At 38.3% G+C, this 26,465-nt stretch carries 21 protein-coding genes, 1 other RNA gene and 1 other annotated feature; all 22 genes read right to left on the bottom strand.

Features of this window, described 5'->3' with window-relative positions:
- Positions 1 to 82 precede the first annotated feature (82 nt).
- The 22 genes from VEIT17_RS04215 to VEIT17_RS04110 all read right to left on the bottom strand — a co-directional run bounded on the left by VEIT17_RS04215 (position 83) and on the right by VEIT17_RS04110 (position 26,453).
- Positions 83 to 1,024, bottom strand: a complete 942-nt coding sequence (locus tag VEIT17_RS04215; RefSeq protein ID WP_004697337.1) for a manganese-dependent inorganic pyrophosphatase — start codon at positions 1,022 to 1,024, stop codon at positions 83 to 85.
- A 155-nt stretch (positions 1,025 to 1,179) separates the two neighbouring features.
- Positions 1,180 to 4,362: an efflux RND transporter permease subunit gene (locus VEIT17_RS04210; protein WP_178884885.1), complete on the bottom strand. Its 3,183-nt coding sequence runs from the start codon at positions 4,360 to 4,362 to the stop codon at positions 1,180 to 1,182.
- A gap of 14 nt (positions 4,363 to 4,376) precedes the next feature.
- Positions 4,377 to 5,504: an efflux RND transporter periplasmic adaptor subunit gene (locus VEIT17_RS04205; protein WP_178884883.1), complete on the bottom strand. Its 1,128-nt coding sequence runs from the start codon at positions 5,502 to 5,504 to the stop codon at positions 4,377 to 4,379.
- 385 nt (positions 5,505 to 5,889) lie between these two features.
- Positions 5,890 to 6,231, bottom strand: a transfer-messenger RNA (tmRNA) gene (gene ssrA, locus VEIT17_RS04200).
- Positions 6,232 to 6,407: 176 nt separating this feature from the next.
- On the bottom strand, positions 6,408 to 7,562 hold the full coding sequence (gene bioF / locus VEIT17_RS04195; RefSeq protein ID WP_178884881.1) for an 8-amino-7-oxononanoate synthase: 1,155 nt from the start codon (positions 7,560 to 7,562) through the stop codon (positions 6,408 to 6,410).
- A 4-nt stretch (positions 7,563 to 7,566) separates the two neighbouring features.
- Positions 7,567 to 8,295 (bottom strand): 6-carboxyhexanoate--CoA ligase, encoded by a 729-nt coding sequence (locus VEIT17_RS04190; protein ID WP_178884879.1) that lies wholly within the window; start codon positions 8,293 to 8,295, stop codon positions 7,567 to 7,569.
- A complete protein-coding gene (locus VEIT17_RS04185; protein ID WP_178884877.1) occupies positions 8,295 to 8,795 on the bottom strand; it encodes a hypothetical protein in 501 nt (166 codons plus the stop codon). Before VEIT17_RS04185 ends, VEIT17_RS04190 begins: the two co-directional genes overlap by 1 nt.
- Before the next feature lie 150 nt (positions 8,796 to 8,945).
- Entirely contained in the window at positions 8,946 to 9,416 is a 471-nt protein-coding gene (smpB, locus tag VEIT17_RS04180; RefSeq protein WP_004697155.1) for an SsrA-binding protein SmpB, read from the bottom strand.
- 8 nt (positions 9,417 to 9,424) lie between these two features.
- Complete coding sequence (gene rnr, locus VEIT17_RS04175) at positions 9,425 to 11,788, bottom strand: ribonuclease R (RefSeq protein ID WP_178884875.1); 2,364 nt, start codon at positions 11,786 to 11,788, stop codon at positions 9,425 to 9,427.
- Positions 11,789 to 11,843: 55 nt separating this feature from the next.
- Positions 11,844 to 12,080, bottom strand: a complete 237-nt coding sequence (gene secG / locus VEIT17_RS04170; protein ID WP_004695991.1) for a preprotein translocase subunit SecG — start codon at positions 12,078 to 12,080, stop codon at positions 11,844 to 11,846.
- Positions 12,081 to 12,085: 5 nt separating this feature from the next.
- A complete protein-coding gene (sigH, locus tag VEIT17_RS04165) occupies positions 12,086 to 12,760 on the bottom strand; it encodes an RNA polymerase sporulation sigma factor SigH (RefSeq protein WP_178884873.1) in 675 nt (224 codons plus the stop codon).
- 72 nt (positions 12,761 to 12,832) lie between these two features.
- Positions 12,833 to 13,366 carry an NYN domain-containing protein gene (locus VEIT17_RS04160; RefSeq protein ID WP_178884871.1) on the bottom strand — a complete coding sequence of 178 codons (534 nt, stop codon included), beginning with the start codon at positions 13,364 to 13,366 and terminating at the stop codon, positions 12,833 to 12,835.
- A 2-nt stretch (positions 13,367 to 13,368) separates the two neighbouring features.
- A complete protein-coding gene (gene rlmB, locus VEIT17_RS04155) occupies positions 13,369 to 14,100 on the bottom strand; it encodes a 23S rRNA (guanosine(2251)-2'-O)-methyltransferase RlmB (protein WP_060924287.1) in 732 nt (243 codons plus the stop codon).
- Between the two features lies 1 nt (position 14,101).
- A complete protein-coding gene (locus VEIT17_RS04150; protein WP_156718952.1) occupies positions 14,102 to 14,578 on the bottom strand; it encodes a Mini-ribonuclease 3 in 477 nt (158 codons plus the stop codon).
- A complete protein-coding gene (gene cysS / locus VEIT17_RS04145) occupies positions 14,568 to 16,016 on the bottom strand; it encodes a cysteine--tRNA ligase (protein WP_178884869.1) in 1,449 nt (482 codons plus the stop codon). Before cysS ends, VEIT17_RS04150 begins: the two co-directional genes overlap by 11 nt.
- Positions 16,017 to 16,065: 49 nt before the next feature.
- Positions 16,066 to 16,271 (bottom strand) — a binding site (T-box leader).
- A 157-nt stretch (positions 16,272 to 16,428) separates the two neighbouring features.
- Positions 16,429 to 17,382 carry a bile acid:sodium symporter family protein gene (locus VEIT17_RS04140; RefSeq protein ID WP_227282943.1) on the bottom strand — a complete coding sequence of 318 codons (954 nt, stop codon included), beginning with the start codon at positions 17,380 to 17,382 and terminating at the stop codon, positions 16,429 to 16,431.
- A gap of 133 nt (positions 17,383 to 17,515) precedes the next feature.
- A complete protein-coding gene (gltX, locus tag VEIT17_RS04135) occupies positions 17,516 to 18,985 on the bottom strand; it encodes a glutamate--tRNA ligase (protein ID WP_178884867.1) in 1,470 nt (489 codons plus the stop codon).
- A 2-nt stretch (positions 18,986 to 18,987) separates the two neighbouring features.
- Entirely contained in the window at positions 18,988 to 20,163 is a 1,176-nt protein-coding gene (gene ispD, locus VEIT17_RS04130) for a 2-C-methyl-D-erythritol 4-phosphate cytidylyltransferase (protein WP_178884864.1), read from the bottom strand.
- Positions 20,147 to 21,298 (bottom strand): PIN/TRAM domain-containing protein, encoded by a 1,152-nt coding sequence (locus tag VEIT17_RS04125; protein WP_178884862.1) that lies wholly within the window; start codon positions 21,296 to 21,298, stop codon positions 20,147 to 20,149. Before VEIT17_RS04125 ends, ispD begins: the two co-directional genes overlap by 17 nt.
- Positions 21,299 to 21,313: 15 nt before the next feature.
- Positions 21,314 to 22,687, bottom strand: coding sequence for a DNA repair protein RadA (gene radA / locus VEIT17_RS04120; RefSeq protein ID WP_178884860.1), 1,374 nt, complete (start codon positions 22,685 to 22,687; stop codon positions 21,314 to 21,316).
- A gap of 169 nt (positions 22,688 to 22,856) precedes the next feature.
- A complete protein-coding gene (locus VEIT17_RS04115; protein WP_024065770.1) occupies positions 22,857 to 25,304 on the bottom strand; it encodes an ATP-dependent Clp protease ATP-binding subunit in 2,448 nt (815 codons plus the stop codon).
- An 87-nt stretch (positions 25,305 to 25,391) separates the two neighbouring features.
- Positions 25,392 to 26,453, bottom strand: a complete 1,062-nt coding sequence (locus VEIT17_RS04110) for a protein arginine kinase (protein WP_178884859.1) — start codon at positions 26,451 to 26,453, stop codon at positions 25,392 to 25,394.
- Positions 26,454 to 26,465 lie beyond the last annotated feature (12 nt).

Genomic DNA, 26,465 nt, shown 5'->3' with positions numbered 1-26,465 from the left:
CATATACTATAGTTTCATAATCATATAAATAGAGAAGAAGAACGTTGCAAGCAACGTTCTTTTCCCTTTGTATACTACTATACTATTTCATAGCACCAAGAATTGGTGGTACGATTTGTTTTTTACGAGACATAGTATTTGGCAAGAATACGCCATTGTCTTTAACTTCTTTTTCAAATGCTTTTGTTACTACTGCTTCCACATCACCACTGAATAATAATGTAGTGCTTTCATCAAGAATATTTGTAATCATGATGTAAGATGCATCGTAGTTGTTAGCACTGCGAAGAGCTTCTAACGCTTGTACTAATTCACCTTGTTTAGCCAATACGTCTGTAGTATCCATAACAGAAATTTGACCGATAGAAATTGTTTTACCTGCTTCGGAGAATTCCTTCATGTCTGTACGAACGATATCGTCATTAGTCAAATCAGAAATATCTGCACCAGCTTTTAACATATCAAGGCCATAGGACTCGATATCTACACCAGCGATTTCTGCCAATTTATGAGCCATTTCTTTATCTGTTTCAGTACATGTTGGAGAACGGAATAAAACAGTATCAGAAATGATAGCGGACAACATCAAGCCTGCAATAGCTTTAGGAATTTCTTGATTGTTTTCCATGTACAATTTAGTAATGATTGTATTGGAGCAACCTACTGGTTCTAAACGCATAAATACAGGACCATCAGTTTCGAAATCACCAATGCGGTGATGATCCACAACGCCGCACATATTCATAGACTTGTAACCGTCAATGATTTGTTTAGATTCATTGTGGTCTGTTAAATATAAGTTACCACCTTCTGGAGCAAATTCTTCCCAATTCTTAACAATTTGAGGGTGTTCAAAACCAAAATGATTCAATACGTATGTTGTTTCTTTATTTGCTTCACCTGCACATACTGGAGTAGCTGGTGTGCCCATTTGTGTTAAGAAATTAGCAAAGGAAATAGCAGAACAAATAGAATCTGTATCAGGGCTTTTATGACCTGCTACATATGTTTTTACATCACTCATAATATACCTCTTTTATATAAATTTCATACTTAATATCGACTTACGTCAATCCGATTTTTAACTCTATTATTATATCATAAATTATATAAAAAAACACGCCACTACTAAGTAGTGACGTGTTTTTGTCATTCTACAAAATTATCTAATGTAAATGATTAGTCGTGATTTTTTTTGCGGTTTGTAAACAAACCAGGTCCAAGTGTTTCAATGATGATGAACAGCATTGGAATGATAAAGATACCAAACAATGTTGCTGTTGTCATCCCTGCTACTACAGTAATACCCATGGATGTACGAGCACCAGAACCAGCACCAGTAGATACTGCCAATGGCAATACACCAAGGATGAACGCAAAGGATGTCATCAAGATTGGACGCAAACGAATTTTTGCAGCTTCGATAGCAGCATCAACAACGTTCATGCCACGTTTGTCAACACGAATCTTAGCATACTCAATGATCAAAATCGCATTTTTTGCGGCCAAACCAACAAGGGTTAAGAGGCCAATCTGCATGTAAATATCATTAGCTAAGGAATATCTACCTGTAAAGTTCAACAAGAATGGAACTAAAGAAGCACCAATCATACCAGATGGTACGGAGAACAATACGGCAAATGGTACCTTCCAAGATTCATACAAGGCAGCCAAAATTAAGAATACAAACACTAGACCTAAACCAAGAATCATGATGGTTTGAGAACCAGCTTTCAACTCTTCACGAGATTGACCTGCCCAGTCATATGTATAACCGGCTGGTAATGTTTTAGCTGCCGCCTCTTTCAATGCATTAATAGCATCACCAGAGGAATAACCATTCGCTTGAGAGCCACCGATTTGTACAGCCATCGCATTATCGAAACGAGTAATACTAGATGGTGTACCAGTTTGTTCCTTCGTAATATAGTTAGATACTGGAACCATAAGGCCCTTGCTATTACGAACAGCCAGCATATTAAGCTGTTCTGCATTTTGACGGTAAGCGTCTTCAGCTTGAACTACTACCTTATAGTTTTTACCGTACATGGTAAAATCATTGACTTGAATACTACCATAGAAACCTTGCAATGTAGTAAAGATATCAGCTAATGCCACACCATCTTGAGCCGCTTTTTCACGATTCACATCAAATTGTAAGGATGGTGTAGATGTATCAAATGTAGTGTAAATAGATTGAATTGCTGGACTCTTACGAGCTTCTGCTAAGAATTCATTAGCACGTTCCGCCATAACTTGAGGGCTGTCACCAGCTTTATTAATGATATACATACTGAAACCACCAGTAGCACCTAAACCAGGAATAGATGGTGGATTCAAAGCAACTACAGTTGCTTCTGGTACGCCTTGAGCAGCAAATCCAAATGTTTGACCAACCATTGCATTAATAGATGTAGCTTGTGTAGTACGATACTTCCAGTCAGACATAGTGGCAAAGATTACACCTGCACTAGATTTTTGACCGTTCCCTAAGATGTCAAAGCCTGCTACAGTAAATACCCCTTGGAATAATTGCTCATCTTTAGGTTTTTCTGGATCATTTTTGCCTTCTAAGAAGGAAGCAATTTTTTCAAGTGTTGCCATCGTACGCTCAGATGTAGCACCTGGCGGTTCATTAACGGCAATCATATAATAACCGCTATCCTCTGCAGGTACAAAGGATGTTGGTAAGAAGTGGAATACTAAACCAGTACCACCAGCAAAGATTAACAATGCAATAACAGTTAAGCTCAAACGATGACTTAAACGAGCCAATTGGATACCATACCAATCACTGAAACGTTCTAGGCCTGCATTGAATTTGTTTAACTGACGATGTACCCAATCTTCACGCTCTTTAGGTGTGTGAGGTTTTAACATCGTAGCACATAGTGCTGGTGTTAATACAAGGGCGATAATCGCAGAAATAACAACAGATACAGCGATTGTTAATGCAAACTGTTTGTAAAGAATACCTGTCATACCACCCATGAAGGCAACTGGTACGAATACAGCTACCAATACAAAGGCGATACCAATTACAGGGCCTTGTACATTTTCCATCGCTTTAATAGCCGCCTCTTTCGGAGGTAAGCCATTATATTTTAATTCATACTCTACCGCTTCTACTACTACGATAGCATCGTCAACAACGAGACCGATAGCCAATACCATGGCGAATAATGTTAACGTATTGATAGAGAAATCAAGTAATACGAAAGCACCAAATGTACCTAGCAAGGATACTGGAACAGCAATCATAGGAATAATTGTAGATCTCCAGGATTGTAAGAATACATATACTACAAAAAGAACGAGTAGTAATGCTTCTACAAAGGTATGCTTTACCTCATTGATAGATGCACTTACGAATTTAGTATTATCTACAACTACGTTATATTGCATATCTGGTGGGAAGGATTTAGATTGTTCATCTAGTACCTTCTTAACATTCGCAATAGTTTCTAATGCATTAGCATCATTTTGCAAGGAAATAGCGAAGCCTGCTACCTCTTTATGCGCGGACTTAGCAATAAGGTCATATCCTTTAGCACCAATTTGAATGCGAGCAACATCTTTTAGATGCAATACCTTACCATTAGAGCTTTTAATAGCAATGTTACCAAATTGTTCAGGTGTCACAAGACGACCTTCAATTTTGATAGGATATTGAAATGCTTGTTCCCCATTAGTAGGATTTTGACCAACTGTACCTGCCGCAGCCTGTAAGTTTTGTCCCTTAATAGCTGCGGTTACTTCAGAAATAGTAACACCTAGATTTTGCATCTTCGCTGGATCTAACCAAATGCGCATAGCATAGTCGGAACCGAACTCTCGCACAGAACCGACACCCTTAATAGATTTAATAGCATCCATCATATAGTTGGTACCATAGTTCTTTAAGAATGTAGAATCATAAGTACCATCAGGTGAGTTCAAGGAGAATACCATAGCCATATCACCAGAAGATTTAGTAGTTGTAACACCAACTGCTTGTACCTCTGCAGGTAATTGAGCAAGTGCTGCTTGTACACGGTTTTGTGTATTAACCGTATCCATATCGGCATCTGTGCCTTGATTGAACTGAACAGTCAAAGAGTAGCTACCATTACTAGAGCTACTAGATGTCATATAGTCCATATCTTGTACGCCTACGATTTGTGTTTCAATAACACTGGCTACCGTATCATTAACAACTTGAGCCGTTGCACCTGTATAGGCTGTGTTAACACTTACTGTAGGAGGAGAAATTTGTGGATATCGAGCTATCGGAAGGTTCATCATAGAAATGAGACCTACCAAAGTAATAACGATGGCTATTACGATGGCAAAGATAGGTCGATTAATAAAGAATTTCGACACGATCTAGCCCCCTTCTATTTTGTAGCTTTTAATTGTTCTTTTGAAAGCAATTTAGCATTAACCTTCGCACCGTTTTTAACCTTAGTTAAGCCATCAACGATGATTGTGTCTCCAGGTGCTAAGCCGGCCTTAATAATTGTATCGCTACCACTTGTACCGCCAACTTCAACACTTTTTTGTTCTACTACACCATCCGCATTTACAACAAAGATAAAGTTTTTATCCATGATTTGAAGAATAGCGCGACTAGGAACAAGAATAGCGTTTTTAATTTTTTGACCAGGAGAAATTACTGTAGCAAACATATTTGGCAACAACAAATGATCAGGATTTGGGAAAGATGCTTTCAACACAAGCTTACCTGTTGATTGATCAAGACTTTTTGCGGCTTGAACAATAGAACCCGGTTGATTATACGTTTCGCCATCAGCAAGTTTTAATTGAATATTTGGACCATTGGAATCATCGCCGGTTGGATTTTTCATGAAGTCAAGATATTCTTGCTCTGTCATACTGAATTCAACAAAGATAGGATCGATAGAATCAATAGTTACTAATGTTGTAGAACCTGCTTGTACAAATGTGCCCATATCGATATCATCCATACGTAATGTACCAGAATACGGTGCATATACCATTGTATCGCCTAAGTTATCTTGAGCAATTTTTACGGATGCTTCGTATGCTTCATAAGCTGCCTTAGCTTGTTCTGTAGTGCTGCGTTGTGTATCTACACGTTGTTGCGCAATAGCATCTTGTTGAGCTAATGTTTCATAACGATTAAGGTCTACTTCAGCATTTTTATAGTTTGCATTAGCTTGAGCTGCTTGTGCTTCAGCATTGGCAAGAGTAGCTTCGTATTGACGAGAATCGATACGATATAATGGCTGGCCAGCAACAACTTGCTCCCCGCCTTTAACATATTTTTCAACTACGTAACCGGTTACACGAGCATGTACAGCTACAGAGTTTTCTGCAACTACTGTACCAGCATAGGTTTGGTTTACCTGTGCATCACTTGCAGTAATTTTGTATGCATTGACACTCACGTCGCCTGCTTGCTGTTGATTACTGCCACAACCAGCAACCATTACAGCGGATACAACGAGAGCCGCTAACATACGGGAATAACGGAACTTCATTATCTGTACTCCTTTACACGAAACTATTCATCTATGTGTCATAATTACATAAATATCTTTATATATTTTACAGGATTCTATAGATAAAGTCAATTTTTTCGATACCCGTCCACCTTTATAAAACATAGATAAAATCTATATAAATTCATATTCATTGTGCACAATCAAAACGATAAAAATTATTGACATTTTAGATTCTTTGTGTACACATTTTCTGATTAAATATCTGTGCTCCGTGGGGAAATCAAGGTGAAATCATGGTGAAATTTCAAGCGAACAAATACGTATTTAAGCAGTCATATACGAACACTAAAAAAAGCTAAAAGATTAGGTAACTACTGCATTTGTTCAGTATTTACGTATCTTCTAGCTTTAGCTTGAATATTGGTGGAGATGAGGGGAGTCGAACCCCTGTCCAGAAGTGTTGCCATATAGACTTCTCCGAGCACAGTCTATGATTGAGTTCTCAGGTTGCTACCGCTCACAGACAAGCTACACAACCCCAGTTCATGTTGTCTCGCCTAATTCATATGAACAACTGAATTAAGCCAGCCTACGGTTTGACGTCCATTCACACTTGGTAGGCACAAGTATGAGGGACGTAGCTTATGCAGCTAATGCAAAATTTTCTTCTGCGTTTAAATGTTTTCCCACCGTTTAACGGCCTCATGGAACGCCGACTCGCTATCTATACCACACGCACCCCTGTCGAAACCTTTACATCCCCGTGCGTCGGTCTCATAATTATAAGCCTATTTAGTATTACTGTCAATTACATGAAACCTTCACCAATTCGGTATATTCACTACTCTTAGCCTTCTCAACTTATCTAAATTTGACAATTTTACCAATCCAAGATTCTTTTATCCCTGTCTTCAGAGGATATATTATCTATTATCATGATTATAACTGTTTCATAGCATTTTGCAGTGATTGGCACACATAATCTATTTGTTCTTTATTATGCGCAGCAGTCACCGTTAGTCTAATTCTGCTTTCACCAATAGGTACTGTAGGCGGACGAATAGCGGTGCCTATAATGCCATCCTCATATAGATAATCAGATACGGCAAGTGTATCTTCATTACGCCCTATTAGTATTGGGAAAATTGGCGTTTCATTAGTAGCATCAATTCCCATAGAAATCAATTGATCTGCCATATAGTTTACATTTTCATGTAAACGCGCTAAAACAGATGCATCTGTCTCAAGAACCTGTAATGCAGCTAAGGCCGCCCCTATATCAGCAGGAGATAATGCGGTAGAGAATATAAAACTGCGGCTCGTATTAACGAGATAATCTATGATAGTACTATTTGCAGCTACATAACCACCAACAGAGCCTAAAGATTTACTCAATGTACCAAGTTGTATGTCTACTTCTTTTTCAAGTCCAAAATAGGCCGCTGTACCATGACCATTACCAATAGTTCCCGTTGCATGGGCATCGTCAACCATGAGCAATGCATTGTAATCACGGCTTAATTCATACAGTTTATCTAGTGGTGCAATATCCCCATCCATACTAAATACGCCATCAGTAACTATAAGCTTTCGAGTGTTTCGATCTACCTGTTTTAACAGATACTTTAACTCGTCTATATCACAGTGGCTATATGTTTTTACAGTACCTCGACTTAATCTACAACCATCAATAATACTAGCATGATTAAGAGCATCACTAAAAATAATAGTATTCTTATCAGCTACGGCAGAAATAGTTCCTACATTGGCCATATAACCGGTATTAAATACAAGGGCTTTTTCAGTATTCTTAAATTTAGCTAATGACCTTTCGAGCTCTGTAAATAATGGAAATGTACCAGATACAAGGCGCGATCCACCAGATCCTGTTCCATATTGTTGAGCCCCTTTCAGGGCCCCTTCTATGACACGAGTATCAAAAGTTAAGCCCAAATAATTATTTGAAGCCATCATTAAATATTCTTTATTATCTCGTTTTACTCGCACTGCATCTAGAGGACAGTATTCTCTTAAGGTTCGTAAATTATGGTTCTCTATCTTAGAGTCTAATTGTTCTTTAAAAAATTCGTACATTTTATCACCGCTTAACAAGTACTGGAGCACGCTCCAAATACTCAATTACACTTTCACTATCTATATTAGACCGTACAAAGAAAACACGGCCCCCTATATTTGAGCCCAATTCTTTCATATTAGGAATTCGATGGTATACACCATTGCAAGCAACATAACCTACTGTATAGTCGGGATCATCAGACCAGCATAATTCTCCCACAATACCATCTGCTGATTGTACCTTAGACGCTAATACTAAGGCCTCTCTCATATGTTCATTATCACCTAATGCATAAGAGTCAAAGGAGTCCATATGACTCACACGTACTCCGCGGTCACCTGTATCTAAGCGCTCGCCAGTAATGGCATCCACTAACATAGCGCCGCGCATAGATTTATCTAAACCTTTTAACAAAGATATAGCTTTAAGAACAGCTGTTTCACTAATATTAGGACCTGGTAAAAGCTCAGTCACCAATTGATGGGATTCAGAAATGCTACTAGTTTTATGTTCCTCTACCTTTAGACAGTCAATATATGTAATCTTCTCCGGTGGGATTAAATCTACAGTAATATTGATAAAATCAGCTGTTCCTTTACTGTGATGCAGTGCGCGATCAGTTAACGATTGAGCTATAGTCCCTACTTCTTCTAACTTCACAATCCGCTCTGCACCAGAAATATGGTGGCCCCCTTTTTCATGGGGACCACCTTGTGCTGCACGCATGCGTACACTATATAATTCACTCATTATGATACCTTACCTTTTATTACATGATTTTGATGTGCTTGACTGTGGATTTTACGGAATACTTTTACAAATACAGGAGCCATAATGACCGTAAAAATCATGCCAGGCACTGCCAAGGCAACCATAGGTAATGCGGCCTTACCGATATATACAGACAAGGTCAATCGCGCTAATGCAGATGCAATCGGGCCAGAAATCATAATACCTATCATATGATTGTGGCACATCCAAAGAATTAGCCCTACGATAAGTCTAAATTGCATAGCAATCATAACATTCAAAATAGTTTGTGTACCTAGTGCTAAACCGATTAAACTAGATAGACATCCGCTAATAATATATTTCTTAAATCCGAATACGGCACATATGGCTACCGCCAATGGAGCTGACAGTTGAAACTCTATACCTGGAATGACATTAGGTATTTTAATAGCACCTAATACCGTAATCATAGCCGTTAAAATAGCAACCTCTGTAATGTACCGAATATTCTGATTCATGATGTTTCTCCTCTACTTAGAAAATGTCAACCACAAACACTGCTCTTGTTTACATTATAATTTCAATATGCATATTTATCAACTAAAAATATAAGATAAGTTAACAAATATCACAAAAAAATCGAGCCATCATGACTCGATCTTTTTACCTTAATATTTTTGTTGCTCTTTGAGACGCTTTGCAATATCTCGCTTAGCATCGCGTTCCGCCATATCTTGACGCTTATCGTATAACTTTTTACCAGTTACAAGACCCACAGTTACCTTTACATAACCATGGCTAAAATGGAAGTTAAGCGGCACTAAAGAGAATCCTTTCTCCTTAACCTGTGCATGTAATTTATTGATTTCAGATTTATGCATCAACAATTTACGGGTCCGTTCAGGTTCATGATTAAAACGATTGCCTTGTTCGTATGGGCTGATATGAACACCATACAACAAAAGCTCGCCTTTATCAATGCGACAAAAGCTATCCTTTAAGTTCAGTTTACCTTGACGTATCGATTTAATTTCAGTACCTGTCAAAGCAATGCCTGCTTCATAGGTTTCATGAATATTAAAATCATGACGGGCCTTACGATTATCAGCAATAAGAGATGGACTAGATTGTTTTGCCATATGTACCTCTATCGTTTACGTTTACTTTTAGATTTCTTAGATTGACTGCGCTTAGTCGTTTTATTAGACTTCTTACGACTTGATTTGCCTTTACTAGTTTTTTTACTGAAAGCATCGTACTTAGAATGACTAGATTTATTACTATCGCGTCGTGAAGATTTTTTACTGGATTTTCCTGAAGATTTACGACCTTTTCGACTACCATAGCCATCTCGACTACTTGCATAGTCAGAACCATTTTGCAATTGTTCTTGTATAGCCATTAGGTTATTGACTTCACCAAGTACAAAGTCGATCTGTTTCTTTTCTACATCAGCTTTTACTAATGTAACAGTTACCTTTTCACCTAAGTGATAGGTTTTACCTGTTCTTTTGCCTACAAGCACAAAATGTTCTTCATCAAAGAAATAGTAATCATCATTCATCATGCTCATATGCACAAGGCCATCGATACCGTTTTCTAATTCTACAAACATCCCAAAGGATGTAATGCTAGAAATAGTTCCTTCAAAGACTTCCCCTACAAATGGAACCATGTATTGAGTCTTTTTAAGATCTACTGTATCTCGTTCAGCCTCAGTAGCTACTTGCTCCTGTATAGAAGAATGTTCAACAGCTCCAGCTAAGAATGCTTCCTCTACATCCCGTTTAGAATAACCATTTTTCCAATGCATATCAGCTTTTAAAAGGCGATGAACCATTAAGTCTGGATATCGTCTAATAGGAGATGTAAAATGCGTATAACATGTAGATGCTAAGCCAAAGTGTCCTACATTGTTAATACTATATTTAGCCTGTTGCATAGAACGCAAGGTCATAATTTGAGCTACTTGCTCAATATCTTGACCCTTTACTACATCTAAGATTTTTTGGAAATCTCTTGGTGTTACACCATCAGTACTAAGGACGAGATTTTGCCCCAAGTAATTTAATACCTTTTGGAATAAATCTAACTTTTCTTCACTTGGGTTCTCGTGAATACGATATACCGATGTACGATGCGTATTCTTTAAGTGTGTCGCCACTGTTTCATTGGCAATGAGCATACATTCTTCGATAAGTCGTTCCGCCATGGTACGATCTCGTTTTACAATACGTAACGGTGTACCATCATAATCGAGTAATACTTTATATTCAGGGAAATCAAAATCTAAAGCACCTCTACGACGACGCATTCGATTCAAAATCTTAGAGATTTCTGCCAAATCATGCAGCATAGGCATAAAGTCTTGTAAGTCATGAGGAATAATATTTTCCTCTAATGCTTTATAGACCTCTTTATAGCTACAACGACGTCCTACATGGATAATAGATGGACGAATACGATAATTTACAACCTTACCCTCTTTATCTATTTCCATCATACATGTCATAGCATAACGGTCTTCATGAGCATTTAAACTACAAATGCCATTAGATAGGACCTCAGGTAACATCGGTACTACACGATCTACTAAATACACAGATGTACCGCGTTTATAGGCCTCATTATCAATGGCCTGTCCGGATACTACATAATGACTCACATCTGCAATATGTACACCTAACTCATAATTACCATTTGGTAATTTTCGGCCACTCACAGCATCGTCTAAATCTTTTGCATCTTCTCCATCGATAGTGACCATTTGCAAGTCACGAAGCTCCCAACGGGCAGGGTCTTCATGAATAAGGGTATCAATTTTCTTGCTCGCTTTGATAACATCATCGGGGAAATTAAATGGAATCTTATGATTAGCCATGATGCAGTTAATATCAAGACCTACATCGCCCTTATAACCAAGAATTTCAGTAATAATACCTTCTGGCTTTTTATCGCCTTCAGGCCATTTAGTAATTTTCACTAATACCTTTGCGCCACTACGAGCATCTAATGTATTTTTTAAATCTACAAAGATATCAGTCCCAATTCGCTCATCATCAGGGATAACAAAGCCAAAGTGTTGTTGTCGGTCATAAGTACCCACTACGGTTTCATTAGCTCGTTCAATAACATCAACGATAATGCCTTCTCGTTTATGCTTTGTATAATTAGAAGGTATGACACGAACGCGAACCTTGTCATTATGCATGGCAGTACCTTTATTTTGTTCTGCTACATATATATCTTCATCTTCAGGCATAATGACAAAGCCAAAAGACTTACGATAGCCCTTATAAATACCTTCATATTCTTCATGTTGTTGCTCTGCATATTGATATACATCAGGTCGCGAAGATGTTAATACCCCTTCTCGAGCTAGCATTTTTGCAGAACGAATAAACATCTCAAGATCTTTACCACCACGGATATGGTTATCCATGGCCGCATCTTCAATATGATATGCATGTGGTTGTATAGATTTATAAAAGTCTAATACTTTCTTCTTCAAATTTTCACCTCCTCATTTGATAAAAAGAAAAAGCCTGCAAAGCAGGCTTTCATCATTAGAATTGATTAATCATTGCCCCTAACACTAAGCTCAACACAGCAAAGATAATCCCCAATATAATCGTACATTTAGATAAGAAAGCGTCTAAACCGCGTTGCTTACCACCAAAAGAAGAGTCTGCCGCACCAGATACAGCACCGCCCATGCCTGCGTTTTTGCTATTCTGTGCAACAACTACTACGATTAATAAAATAGATACGATTACTTCTACAATCATTAAAAAATTTGTCACGACTGTCATCCTTCCTGTGTGGCTCTTGGAGAGTCCAAAACCCGATGTTCTAAATACTTCTCTAATTTACGTTTAACCCTTTGTAACGCATTGTCTATAGATTTGACACTGCGATCAGTGACCTCAGCCATTTCTTGGTAAGAACGTCCGTCTAGATATCCTTCCAAGACCTCCCACTCGAGTTCACTTAAAATATGACCAATATTGCGCTCAATATCATCCAATTCCTCTTGGCTGATAATAAGGTCCTCAGGATTGGTAACCTTTGCTGAAGATAGCATCTCGATCAATGTACGCTCTGATTCCTCTGTATAAACTGGTTTATTTAAAGATACATAGGAATTTAAAGGTGCATGTTTTTGTCTAGTAGCCGACTTAATAGCCGTAATAATCTGTCTAGTTATACAAAGCTCCGCAAAAGCTCTAAAGGACGCCAATTTATCATGTTTAAAATCCCGCGTAGCCTTATAAAGACCAATCATCCCTTCTTGAATGATGTCTTCACGATCTGCACCTACTAAAAAGTAAGAACGCGCCTTTGCACGAACAAAGTTTTTATATTTATTAACAATATAATCGATTGCAAACTCATTTTGCTCTTCTTGAGCTATGACCACAACTTGCTCATCGGTCATTTCTTTGAAATTGTAATCGGACTTGCCTGTATGAATTGTGTTCATATGCTCCTCCTTACAATTGAGCAGAAAAACCAATATATTCATTATACTGGAACTATATGTGATTTTCAACTATCAATGGCCACGCCTTAATTTCTCTAGCTTTTCAGCTACTTCAGGAGATAATAACCCTCCTAATTCATTACGTCGCAAGCTAAATTGATCTCGTCTATGTTCATGAGCATATTGTAATCGTTCCTCTTCCTTAGCTATACGAATCATATTTTGTAATTCTCGAGCTGGAATGCGTAAGCCTCCAGATCCAAGAATTTGATTTTGTTCAGCTCCATCAGAGGTCACAACATATACATTGGTGTATTTACCTTTTCGCAAAAACACCTCTCGCTCAATAAAGGAATCCGCCGTTTCCCCGTCCTCAGTATACACTTCGAGGAAGCCGCTCGTAATAGCCTCTACAGAACCACCAGATTTTGTATATTTACCATCAAACACAAGGATAACTTCATAACCCTTGAATTTTCCGTAATTCAACAATCTATCTCGAAGCTCCATACGGGCATGTTCTAATGATTCATGAGCGAGTTTCTTTAGATGAGTCCAGGCGAATATCACATTATATCCGTCTACAATTAAAATATCTTTTAGCATAATTATTTCGCTTGGCGCTGACGCACAGCTTCATACATAAGAACAGCAGCAGCCACAGATGCATTCAAAGAATTTAAATTTCCATACATAGGAATGGTAACGAGGAAATCACATGCGTCTTTCACAACGCGACTAATGCCCTTACCTTCGTTACCAATGACGATAACAGTAGGGATTGTCATATCTGCCTCGTATAAAGTGCGATCCCCTTCCATATGAGCGCCCATAACCCAAAAGCCTTGTTTTTGAAGTTGTTTGATGGTTTGAGCTACATTTCCAACCTGCACTAGAGGAATTTGTTCAATAGCACCGGCTGATGTTTTAGCAACTGTCGCATTAATAGGTGCATTATGTCGCTTAGGAATGAGAACAGCCGTAGCCCCCACACATTCAGCAGTACGAATGATAGCCCCCATGTTATGAGGATCCTCAACGCCATCTGTCAAAATAAGCAAAGGTACTTCATGATTCGTCTCTTGTAGCACTTCACCTAGTTCTTTAAATTGAACGGCAGAAACAAGAGCTATAACACCTTGATGTGGTACCTCTAAATCATATTTATTCATTTGTTTGATAGGCGTTGGACGTACTTCAATACCTTGAGATTTAGCAAGACCAACAATATCAGCTAGACCAGTTTTAACCTTATCTTCACTGACCATAATGCGTTGAATAGAACGACCGCTTCTAAGGGCTTCTTTAACTGCATTGCGACCTACAATATAATTATCCATACTACATACCTCGTAGAGTTATTGAAAAGGCTTGCTTCATAACATCTTGTAATCGCTCATCTTGACGCGTTTCATAAAGAAATCCCAGTACGGCTTCAAAAGCGGTACTACTGCGATATTCTTGAACCGAACTGCTTTTCGGTACATTTACATTACTATTTCTAGCACGTCGTGCAATAGCTTGTTCTTGTTCTGTAAAAGTATCCTCTATTTCTAGCAATACCTTCGCTTGTGACTTAGCACAAATAAACTCAGTAACAATTGTGTGCAACACTTGCACCTTCGTTATATTCATTTGTACCACTCGTTCACGCACATACATGGAGTATACGGCATCACCAATATAGGCAAGCATAACCGCATCTGTACTAAGGCATTCCTCTATAGTTCTTTTACGCAAACGAAGCGGCTCTTGTTCAAGAGCCGTCAACTTTTTTATCGCTTCATTCTTTAAGAATTGAAATTGTTTAAACTTCACGTTTTTTCCACCGTGCACCTTGAGGAGAATCCTCAATAGTAATACCGATTTCAGCCAAACGATCGCGGATACAATCAGCTAGTGCCCATTGTTTTTGATCACGACACGCTTGACGTACAGACAAGATAACCTGCATTAGTTCTTCATATTCAGCAGCATTGGCACCTGTGTTGCCTTCCCATGCTTTTTCAAGAATACCAATAACCTCTGTCATGAACTTGAAGATACGCTTAACCTCAGCAATTGCTTCTTGGCAAACAACGCCTTCACGGGCTGTCACAGCTTGGTAATAGATGTTGATTTCTTTAGCAAGACCAAACATACTAGATGTAGCTAAAGCAGTATTGAAATCATCACTCATTGCTGCTTCGAATTCTTCTTCATACTCTTTAGCTTTTTCTAATAAATGTTGAGCCTCATCACAAGGACCTGGTTCACATTTTTCAAGGTACAATAGATTTTCAATAGCAGTGCTTAAACGTTCTAAGGATTTATTTGCTTCTTCTAAACGTTCATCAGAGAAATCTAATGGACTGCGATAATGTGTGCTCAACAAGAAGTAGCGCAATGCGTCTGGACTATATTGTTCTAAAATATCTTTTACCAAGAAAAAGTTATTCAAGGATTTAGACATTTTTTCAGAATTAATAGTGATGAAACCATTGTGTAACCAATAGCGTACAGATGGATGTTGACCAGAGCAGCCTTCAGATTGAGCAATTTCATTTTCGTGATGTGGGAAGATCAAATCACTACCACCACCATGGAAGTCAAATTCTGTACCTAAGTACTTTTGGCTCATAGCAGAACATTCAATATGCCAACCTGGACGGCCATTACCCCAAGGGCTTTCCCAATATGGTTCACCTGGTTTTGCAGATTTCCATAATGCAAAGTCCATAGGATTTTTCTTACGACCATCAACTTCGATACGAGCACCAGCTTCCATATCATCTAATGTACGACCAGATAACTCACCATAATGTTCAAATTTATCAACGCTATAATATACATCACCATCGAGTTCATAAGCATAGCCTTTTTCAATCAATGTAGAGATCATAGCAATAATATCTTCGATATGTGTAGAAACACGTGGATAAATATCAGCACGTTGTACACCAAGGGCATCCATTACTTCAAAATAGCTGTCGATATAACGATTTGCAATAGTATCCCAAGATACGCCTTCACCATTGGATGTATTGATGATTTTGTCATCCACATCAGTAAAGTTTTGTACATATGTTACTTTATATCCTACATGTTTCATATAGCGACGAATTACGTCCCAAGTTACAAATGGACGTGCATTGCCAATGTGAGGATGGTTATATGGTGTAACACCACATACGTACATTTTTGCTTCACCTGGTGTTACAGGGTTGAACACCTCTTTTTGGCGCGTCATAGTATTATAAACTGTAATTTCTCTCATCGTTACCGATGCCTCCATCTTCGTAAAATAAAAAAGACCCCTCATCTCATACAGAGACGATGGTCCGCGGTTCCACTCTGTTAGGTACCAATGTAGTACCCACTCATCGCATAACGGCGCGTCACCGGACAAACCTACCTATAATCGGAATGTCAGCTCGTGAATGCATTTCGTCCACCTATCCTTGAACCCTCCCACCATCGGTTCTCGCTAAAAAGTTAGTTGTAGAGTACTTCTTTCAGTCTTAGCTGTTACTATTAAATCTATATTCAGATATATAAATATTGTATCAATTATCCTATAGAATGTCAATGAAAACAAGAAAACCCTCATCTTTCAATATATCCAAATAATGTATTAAACATGCATATTTCGGATATAAATTTGAAAGATGAGGATGAGGAATTAACTATTAAGCATTTTCCAATTTTTCTTGATCATCATGTTTACGGCAAATACCTGCAAAGATAGAGCCTGTAAAGTTATGAATGATGGAGAACACTGCACCTGCTACAGCAGCTTGAGGTGTGAAGTGTTTAAGTGCTAAGGATACGGATAATGCGGAGTTTTGCATTGCTACTTCGATTTGCATTGCACGACGAGAAGAAACATCGATGCTTAACGCTTTACATACAAAGTACGTTACTACATAACCACTCACATTTTGTACTAAGCACGCTACGAAAATGATGAAACCAGTTTCAGCAATTTGTTTTTGGTTCACCGCAGTAACAGCAGCCAAGATTAACAATACTGCAATAGCCGCAATTGTAGGGCATACAGATTTAACAGGTTCGATCTTAGAGCCAATGAAGTAATTCAATACGATACCTAAGATGATTGGTACCAATACGATTTTTACGATAGAAATAAACATCGGCATGAATTGAATTTCAATAGAAGATGTGGCACCTGCATACAATACAACGAATAAAGGTGTTAATACTGGAGCCAATAATGTAGAAACAGTCGTTGCAGATACGGATAACGGAACGTTACCATTTGCAAGGAATGTCATAACATTAGAAGCAGTACCACCAGGACATGCACCTAACAAGATGAATCCGATACCAATTTCTGGTGGGAAATTGAAGATTAAGGCTACCAAGAAACCTGCTAATGGCATCCATAAAAATTGGATAACAGATACGAGGATAACTTTCATCGGTTGCTTAAATACATCAAGGAACACTTGAGCTGTTAATGTTAACCCCATGGCAAACATTACAAATTGTAGCATGTACGCAATGTACGGCGTCATCCAAGAAAATACGGTTGGTAATAAATACGCTAACACTGCCATCAATAGCACTATCCATGAAAGATAACTATTGAATAAGTGGTTAAGAGAACGAATAATACTCATAAAAGCACTCACTTTCATAATAAATAAAAATAAAAGACGCCGATTATTATAGCATTTCTATTGAATAATCTCAATATACATAAAAAAGCTCTCATAACCATAGCTATGAGAGCTTTTAAATTAACTTATATTACTATTTTGTTAAAGCACTTACATTATCTAAACGATGTAAGCATTTTTCTTTGCCAAGCAATGTAACAATATTATTCAAATCTGGACCATGCATTTGACCAGTTAAAGCTACGCGGATTGGCATGAATACGAATTTACCTTTCAAAGCAGTTTCTTTCATTACTGCTTTAATTGTTGCTTTTACAACGTCAGGCGTAATTTCATCAAGTTCCGCCAATGCACTGCGGAATGCGCCGAGAACTGTTGGTGCTGTTTCTTCATTCAATACAGCACGCAATTCCTCTTCGTGACCTTCTTCAAGGAATACAGTTTCACCCATGAACATGCCTACATGATCTTTAATTTGAGCACCATAGCTAATATGGTCGCGGAATGTAGAGCATAACAATGTCAACCAATCAATATCCGCTTGATTCAAGCTATCTGGAGCCAAACCAACCTCTTTCAAATGAGGCAAGCAAAGATGGAATAGCTCTTCATCGCTTAAGTTTTTCATGTAGTGGAAGTTGATATGGTTCAATTTATCAATATCGAATACAGCAGGGTTTTTAGCTACGCGATCCATGGAGAAGGCTTGAATCAATTCATCTTGTGTGAAAAATTCTTCTTCTCCTTCTGGAGCCCAACCAAGAAGCGCCAGGAAGTTTACAAGTGCTTCTGGCAAATAGCCCAATTGTTTGTATTGTTCAACAGATGTAGCACCATGGCGTTTGGACATTTTTTTGTAATCTTTACCAAGAATCAAGGAAATGTGACCAAACTTAGGTACTTCCCAGCCTAGTGCTTCATAAATAGCCATTTGACGTGGAGTATTAGATAAATGTTCTTCTGCACGAATAACGTGAGTAATATCCATCATATGGTCATCCATTACTACCGCAAAGTTATATACAGGAATACCATCAGATTTTACGATTACAAAGTCACCTACACCATTGGATTCAAAGGATACATGACCACGTACCATATCATCGAAAGCATATGTTTTATTCAAAGGAACGCGCAAGCGAATGGTTGGTTTACGACCTTCTGCAATATATTTAGCCTTTGTTTCTTCATCTAAATGTTGGCAATGGCCATTATATTTAGGTGTTTCACCACGATCCATTTGTTCTTGGCGAACAGCATCTAATTCTTCAGGTGTGCAATAGCATTCATATGCTTTGCCTTCGTCCAACAAACGTTGTGTTACTTCTTTATATAAGTCAAGACGTTCTGTTTGACGGTAAGGACCATTATCGCCACCTACATCAATGCCTTCATCCCAGTTCATGCCAAGCCATTGCAAGGAAGCTTTGATATTTTCTTCACTTTCACGGGTAGAACGAGCCAAATCTGTATCTTCAATACGCAATACAAATGTGCCTTTTTCTTTACGTGCTAACAACCAGTTAAACAAAGCAGAACGAGCGCCACCAATGTGGAATGGACCCGTAGGGCTTGGAGCAAAACGAACTTTCATGGAACTCATGATTATACCTCTCCTTCATATACAGAAATGACAGCTTGTGCAGCAATGCCTTCACGGCGCCCGATGGCACCTAGCATTTCATTTGTTGTCGCTTTAATACTAATACGTTCTAATGGTATTTCTAAAACAGATTGTAAGTTAGACTTCATCGTGTCGATGTGTGGTTTTAACTTAGGTGTCTCTGAAATAACCATAATATCTATATTATAGGCTTGTAACCCACGTTCTTTCAATAAGGAATTAACCTTTTCTAGTAAAAGCATGCTAGAAATCCCTTTATACTGGTCATCTTCAGGCGGGAAATAATAGCCAATATCTCGTAGCCCTGCAGCACCTAACATAGCATCCATCAATGCATGAATGAGAACATCCGCATCGGAATGACCATCAGGGCCGAGTTCAGATTCGATATGAACACCGCCAAGAATACATGGGCGACCTGCTTTTAATTGATGAATATCATAACCAAATCCAACGCGCATACGTGTATCCTCAATTCCTAAATATCGCTTAGCTACTGCAATATCATTTGGTGTTGTCACTTTAATATTACAATAATCCCCTTCAACTATATGTACAGGCTTACCTACATACTCAACTAGTGATACATCATCAGTACCAAGATACTTGGTTTCATATGCCGCTTGATGAGCCTCTACAAATAATTCTTTTTGAAAGCCTTGTGGCGTTTGAATTTGGTATAGCTCACTACGCTGTAATGTTTCTAAAACATTATGGTCTGTATCAACTCGTTTAATGGTATCCGTAGCTGGAACACCTACCGTAGCAGCACCATAGGTATTAGCCGCGTCAGCAACATTATTAAACATTTCTGTAGAAGCTAATGGTCGCGCTCCATCATGAACAAGGACAATATTGGTATTCTCTGATACAGCCTGTAAGCCACATGCTACAGAGTCTTGACGCTCTTTTCCACCAAGTACTATCTGAACGGGAACAGTCAAATCCAACTCTTGTAAATGTTTTGTCATATATTCTTGTTCGCCTTCGGCTACAACAAGAATAATCTCTTTCAAGCCATCAACATTCGCTACATTTTGCAATGTACGCTGAATGATAGAGAATCGTCCCAAAGGGATAAATATCTTATTTTCTTTGTACCCCATGCGACGCCCTGCTCCAGCGGCGAGAACAATACAACTAATTACCTTGTCCATTTTGTCCTCCATCTACACGAGCAAAGATCATGCGACCTGCACTAGTTTGTAATATGGATGTAACCATTACCTCTACAGTTTGGCCCACATAAGGTTTACCATCTTCAACAACAATCATGGTACCATCATCGAGATAAGCAACACCTTGGTGTACTTCCTTGCCTTCTTTCATAATTTGCACGCGAATCCATTCGCCTGCAATGAGGGCTGGTTTTAGTACATTCGCTAATTCATTCAGATTAAGCACCTCAATGCCTTGCACTCGAGCCACTTTATTTAAGTTGAAGTCATTAGTCATCAACTTCCACTGCTTATCCAATGCAAGACGCATTAATTTAGAATCTACTTCTGTAAGATCATCATAGTCGTCTTCTACCACTTCAATGGCTACCTTATTGGCATCTTGCATCTCTTTCAAAATATCGAGACCACGGCGACCACGATTGCGCTTTGTAGAATCTGCAGAGTCAGAAATAATTTGTAACTCATTCAATACAAAGAGGGGAACCATGAGAGGGCCTTCAATAAAACCTGTATTACATAGTTCCTTAATACGTCCATCAATAATAACAGATGTATCTAATAATTTTGGCGTACTAGAAGCTTTATCAGATTTATGAGTAGAGAACATTTTAAAACGACTTGTTTTTTTACTTCCATCTCCGCCCCATTGTTGTACATAATTATTGTACATTTCAGGACCTTTACGAGCCATAATCTTAAGGCCACTATATCCAAAGATAGCACTCAATATAATAGGAATATAAGGTCCTATGATAGGTACTTGATTGAATGCAACACCAATTAAATTTGCAATAATAAGACCGAATAATAAACCGATGGTGCCTGCAATCAATTCTTGATTTGGAATATGAGTGAGAATACGTTCTAATCGTTTAGCAATCACTAAACCTTGTTTTAAAATGAATGAAGAAATTAAATAACCAATAATAACGCCTATTAAAGTACCAAGAATTAATACTGAAATACGTGCAATGGTCAATGACATATCCCCAAAGGACTCAAATTGAGAGACCAAATATGGGTCGATAATAGGTGCTAAGCTATCCATTCCTACATAGGCCGCTGTGCCCACAAGAATGGCTATTACATAGCGCAATATCCGATAAATCATCAAATCACCTCCTAATTAAAAAAATACCAGTTGCATTGCCTCTTGAATAGATTTAACGCCTCTAATCTTGATAGAACTATCATTATCCTTGATTTGCTTATAATTGCCTTCAGGAATAATAAACTTTTTAAAGCCTAATTTCTTTGCTTCATTAATACGCTGCTCAATACGTGGAATACTACGAACATTACCAGTCAGTCCTACTTCACCTAAAATGACCATATCTGTAGGAACAATGCGATTTTTTAGATTAGATACGATAGCAACAGCCATAGATAAATCACATGCTGGCTCATTAACCTTGAGACCACCAATAACGTTAACATACACATCTTTATTGCCCAATGTAAAGCCACAGCGTTTTTCTAGTACTGCTAACAATACAATTAGACGATTTAAATCATAACCTATGGCAGTACGTCGCGGCATGCCAAAAGCAGTTGTAACAACAAGGCTTTGTACCTCTACAAGAATAGGACGAACCCCTTCAAGATAAATCATAACGGCACTGCCGCTTTCCTCATCAGATCGTTCTGCCAATAAAGAAGCTGATGGATTAGATAACTCTTGTAAGCCTTCCTCAACCATGGCAAAGATACCTGTTTCAGATGTAGATCCAAAACGATTCTTAATAGAGCGCAAAATACGGAATTGGTAAGACCGTTCGCCTTCAAAGTAAAGCACTACATCCACCATATGTTCTAACATACGAGGACCCGCAATATTGCCTTCCTTGGTAACATGTCCAATGATTACCGTTGGAATATTTCGTTCTTTACAGAAGCGAAGAAGGCGCGAAGTACATTCTCGCACTTGGCTAACACTACCTGGAGCAGCATCGATATCTCCGGTATACATGGTTTGAATGGAGTCGATAACTAACAAAGAAGGCGTCATTGCATCAGCTTGCTCTAAGATATGATCTAAATCTGTATCAGCAATAACTTGTAGTCGCTCACTATTGATATGAAGTCGTTCTGCCCGAAGCTTAAGCTGTAATTGAGATTCTTCTCCAGATGCATATAGTACAGTACCTACCGTATCAGCCACCTTTTGGGATACTTGAAGAAGTAGTGTAGACTTGCCTATACCAGGATCACCACCTAAGAGCATAAGAGCCCCAGGAACAATCCCTCCACCTAATACGCGGTCGATTTCACCAAAGGTAGTAGATACACGAGCGATAGATGAAATTTCAATATCTGGTAAAGCTGTTGGTTTTGTTGTTTGGTTTCCTACACCTCGTGAAGGTGTGCGGCTATGTTTAGTTTCTTTAATAATCTCTTCAACTAATGTATTCCATTCGCCACATTGTGGACAACGTCCCATCCATTTAGATGACTCAGCCCCACAATTCTGACAGAAGAATACTGATTTTGCTTTTGCCATAATACCTCAAAACTTTTATATAAGATAAAAAAGGTCATGAATGATAACCATTCATGACCTTTTATGCATAATTTTACTACATGGTTAACTATCACTATTTTATAGTATACCATTTAAGCCATATAATTTATATGAAAGGTAGTCATTAACTATTAATTTTGTATTTATATTAAATCGTTACAACAATATCATTATCCTTTGCATCTGCTTTAATAGTTTTTCCTGCTATCGCCTCTCCTTTCAAAATAAGATCGGATACAGGGTCCTCAATTAGGCGTTGAATAGCGCGTTTCAAAGGCCGAGCACCCATAGTAAAATCGGAACCTTCTCTAACGAGCAATTTCATAGCCTCAGGTGTAATTTCTAAATGTAAATCACATTCTTCAAGACGCTTTGTTACATCACTCATTAAAATTGTTACAATTTTTGTTAAGTCCTCTTCAGTTAATGGATGGAACACAATCATCTCATCAATACGATTTAAGAACTCTGGCCTGAAATGACGTTTTACAGCATCCAGAACAGATTTCTTAGCCTCTTTAAAATCTTTGGTTTTAGAATCATTAGTATGAGATTCTGCTTTTTTCGGTGCTAAGAAACCTAATTCTGTAGAGTTCTTATGTAATGCTTTAGCACCTAAGTTACTAGTCATGATGATAACCGTATTTCTAAAGTCTACGGTTCTCCCTTGACTATCTGTAAGTCGGCCATCATCAAGAACTTGTAATAGGATATTAAAGAAATCTGCATGAGCCTTTTCTACTTCGTCAAGTAAAATAACGCTATATGGTTTACGTCGAACTGCATCAGTCAATTGGCCTCCCTCTTCATAGCCTACATATCCTGGAGGGGCCCCAACTAAACGGGAAACAGTATGTTTTTCCATATATTCAGACATATCAAGTCGAATCATAGCAGATTCATCGCCGAACAAGGAGGATGCAAGTGCTCTTGCTAGCTCAGTTTTACCAACCCCTGTTGGTCCAAGGAATAAGAAGGAACCAATTGGACGTTTTGGATCCTTTAATCCAGCCCTTGCACGGCGCACAGCTTTTGCTACAGCTGTAACAGCATCATCTTGACCGATGACGCGTTTATGTAACTCATCTTCTAAATGAAGCAAGGTTTCTGATTCTTCTTCTGCGATTTTTGCAACTGGAATACCAGTCCATTGAGCTACTACGGCAGCAATATCATCTTCTGTAACTATTAATTTTTGATCACTTTCTTCTTTAGCTACAGATTTTTTATCATCAATTTCTTTAACTAGAACTTGCTCTTCATCACGAAGTTTAGCTGCCTTTTCAAAATCTTGTGATGTGACAGCCGCTTCTTTTTCCTTCTTAACCGTATTGAGTCTGTCCTCTAAAGCTTTAACATCTGGTGCCGCCGAAAATACCTTCATACGGACCTTAGATGCAGCCTCATCAACCACATCGATAGCTTTATCCGGCAAAAATCGATCTGTAATATATCTACTAGATAAAGTAACAGCAGCTTTTAATGCTTCATCTGTAATTTTAGCCTTATGGAAAGCCTCATAACGATCTCGTAAGCCTCTCAAGATTTCAAGAGCATCCTCTTCATTAGGTTCCCCTACTTGAACAGGTTGGAAACGACGCTCTAAGGCAGCATCTTTTTCAATATGCTTTTTATATTCATCAAGTGTCGTAGCGCCAATAACTTGGAATTCACCGCGTGCCAAAACTGGTTTCAAGATATTTGCCGCATCCATAGCGCCTTCAGTGGCACCTGCTCCAACTAATGTGTGAATTTCATCAATGAAGATAATCATATCGTCATGTTGTTGAACTTCATCAATCGCTTTTTTTAAACGCTCTTCAAATTCGCCACGGTATTTTGCACCAGCTAACATAGAGCTAATGCTAAGGGAAATAATGCGTTTATTACGCAAAATTTCTGGCACATTACCGTTGACGATACGTTGCGCCAAGCCTTCAGCAATGGCCGTCTTACCTACACCAGGTTCACCAATGAGAACGGGATTATTTTTAGTTCTACGGCTAAGTATTTGAATAACTCGTTGAATTTCTGTATCACGACCAATAACAGGATCAATTTTACCTTGTTTTGCGGACTCATTTAAGTCCGTACCAAAATCAGTTAATTCACCTAAGTCGCCATTGTTATTCGCTCCTTCTTGACCACTATGATCACCATTAGTACTAGAGCCAAGAATATGACGAATCGCTTCAACTATATCGTCGGTACGAATATTCATAGCCCGTAAAATCCCAACTGCAACACCACCGCCGTCGCTGAGTAAACCAAGTAGAATATGCTCAGTACCAACGTAATTATGATTCATGCGATTAGCTACTTGAACAGCTAACTCAAGTACATTCTTAACACGTGGCGTCATATATATAGATGTTGCTTTTTTATTACCGCGGCCCACTTGCTCTTCTACAGCTTCAAAAATATCTTCTGTAACAATACCAAGCTCTTCTAAGGCCTTAGCAGCAACACCATTTTTAACCTTTGTCAGGCCGATGAGTACATGTTCAGTGCCTACATAGTCATGTCCCAACTCCAATGCGGCTTCTTGAGCAAAGGAAAGAACACGCTGTGCATCATCTGTAAATCGTTGCATCATACTATCACCTCATCTATCTATGTAAATTGTAATTATTTCTCTTCAAATATATGTAAACAATGGTAGGCTATACCATTGGAATAGCTGTTAATGTGAAAGCTTTAGACGGATTACCTTTGCCCGATAGCTATCACGCTCGATATCTGTTAGATTATCATTTCCTGCATACTTTGAAAGGAAATTAGGTCTAGTTATAGCAATCAACTCATTAAAGGAATCCTTACCCCATTGAGGTAAAATATTTAAGTCAACGCCTAACTGGATATCACTAAGCTTTGTTAAGGCCTCTTTACCATTTACACGGCGTGCATTCTGTAGGACTCCATAGGAGCGCCATAACACATCTTCTAAGCCTTCTTTATCATTATGTAATAATAACTGACGAGATTTTCGCTCTTCTGCAATAATCCCTTCTACAATCTTTGTTAATTGTTCTATTGTATCTTCTTCACTAGTACCCATGGTACGTTGGTTAGAAATTTGATATATATTTCCTAATGCTTCTGAACCTTCACCATATAATCCACGCACAGAGTAGCCCAACTGAATGATACTACGAATAAGGCGTGTAATTTTTCCAGATATAGTCAAGGCTGGTAAATGTAACATTACAGATGCTCGTAAACCTGTACCGACATTAGTTGGACAAGCCGTTAAATAACCAAATCGTTCATCAAAGGCATATGGATATTTTCCTTCAATAGCCTTATCGATTTTTAATATACGTTCATAAGCTACTTCTAATCTCAATCCAGAAACCATAGATTGAATTCGCAAATGATCTTCTTCATTTACCATAATCACAATTGATGCATCGTCAGAAACCACTAAGTTGCGGTACGGTAGTTTTTCCTCTAAAGCAGGGCTCATCAAATGTTTTTCAACCAATATGGCCCGTTCACGCTCACTTAATTGCTCAAGATTGATATTGGAGTATTGATGTCCATCTGCTTCTTTTAAAGGTTGAAGTAAGCCTCTGGAAATAGTATTTACTTTTTCTAACGATGACATATCATTACGATTTGTAAATAATATCCCGTCAAAGTTTCTAGCCAGACGAATGCGACTAGAAATCACAATATGATCCGTTGCGTCCGTATCGAGTTGTAGCCATGAACTTAAAGGAGAGTCTAATATAGTATCTAACATAATAAGAACCTC

Source organism: Veillonella nakazawae, from assembly GCF_013393365.1.
Lineage (GTDB): Bacteria > Bacillota > Negativicutes > Veillonellales > Veillonellaceae > Veillonella > Veillonella nakazawae.
The sequence above is the reverse complement of the archived record's forward strand: the minus strand, read 5'-3'. Positions and strand labels throughout refer to the sequence as shown.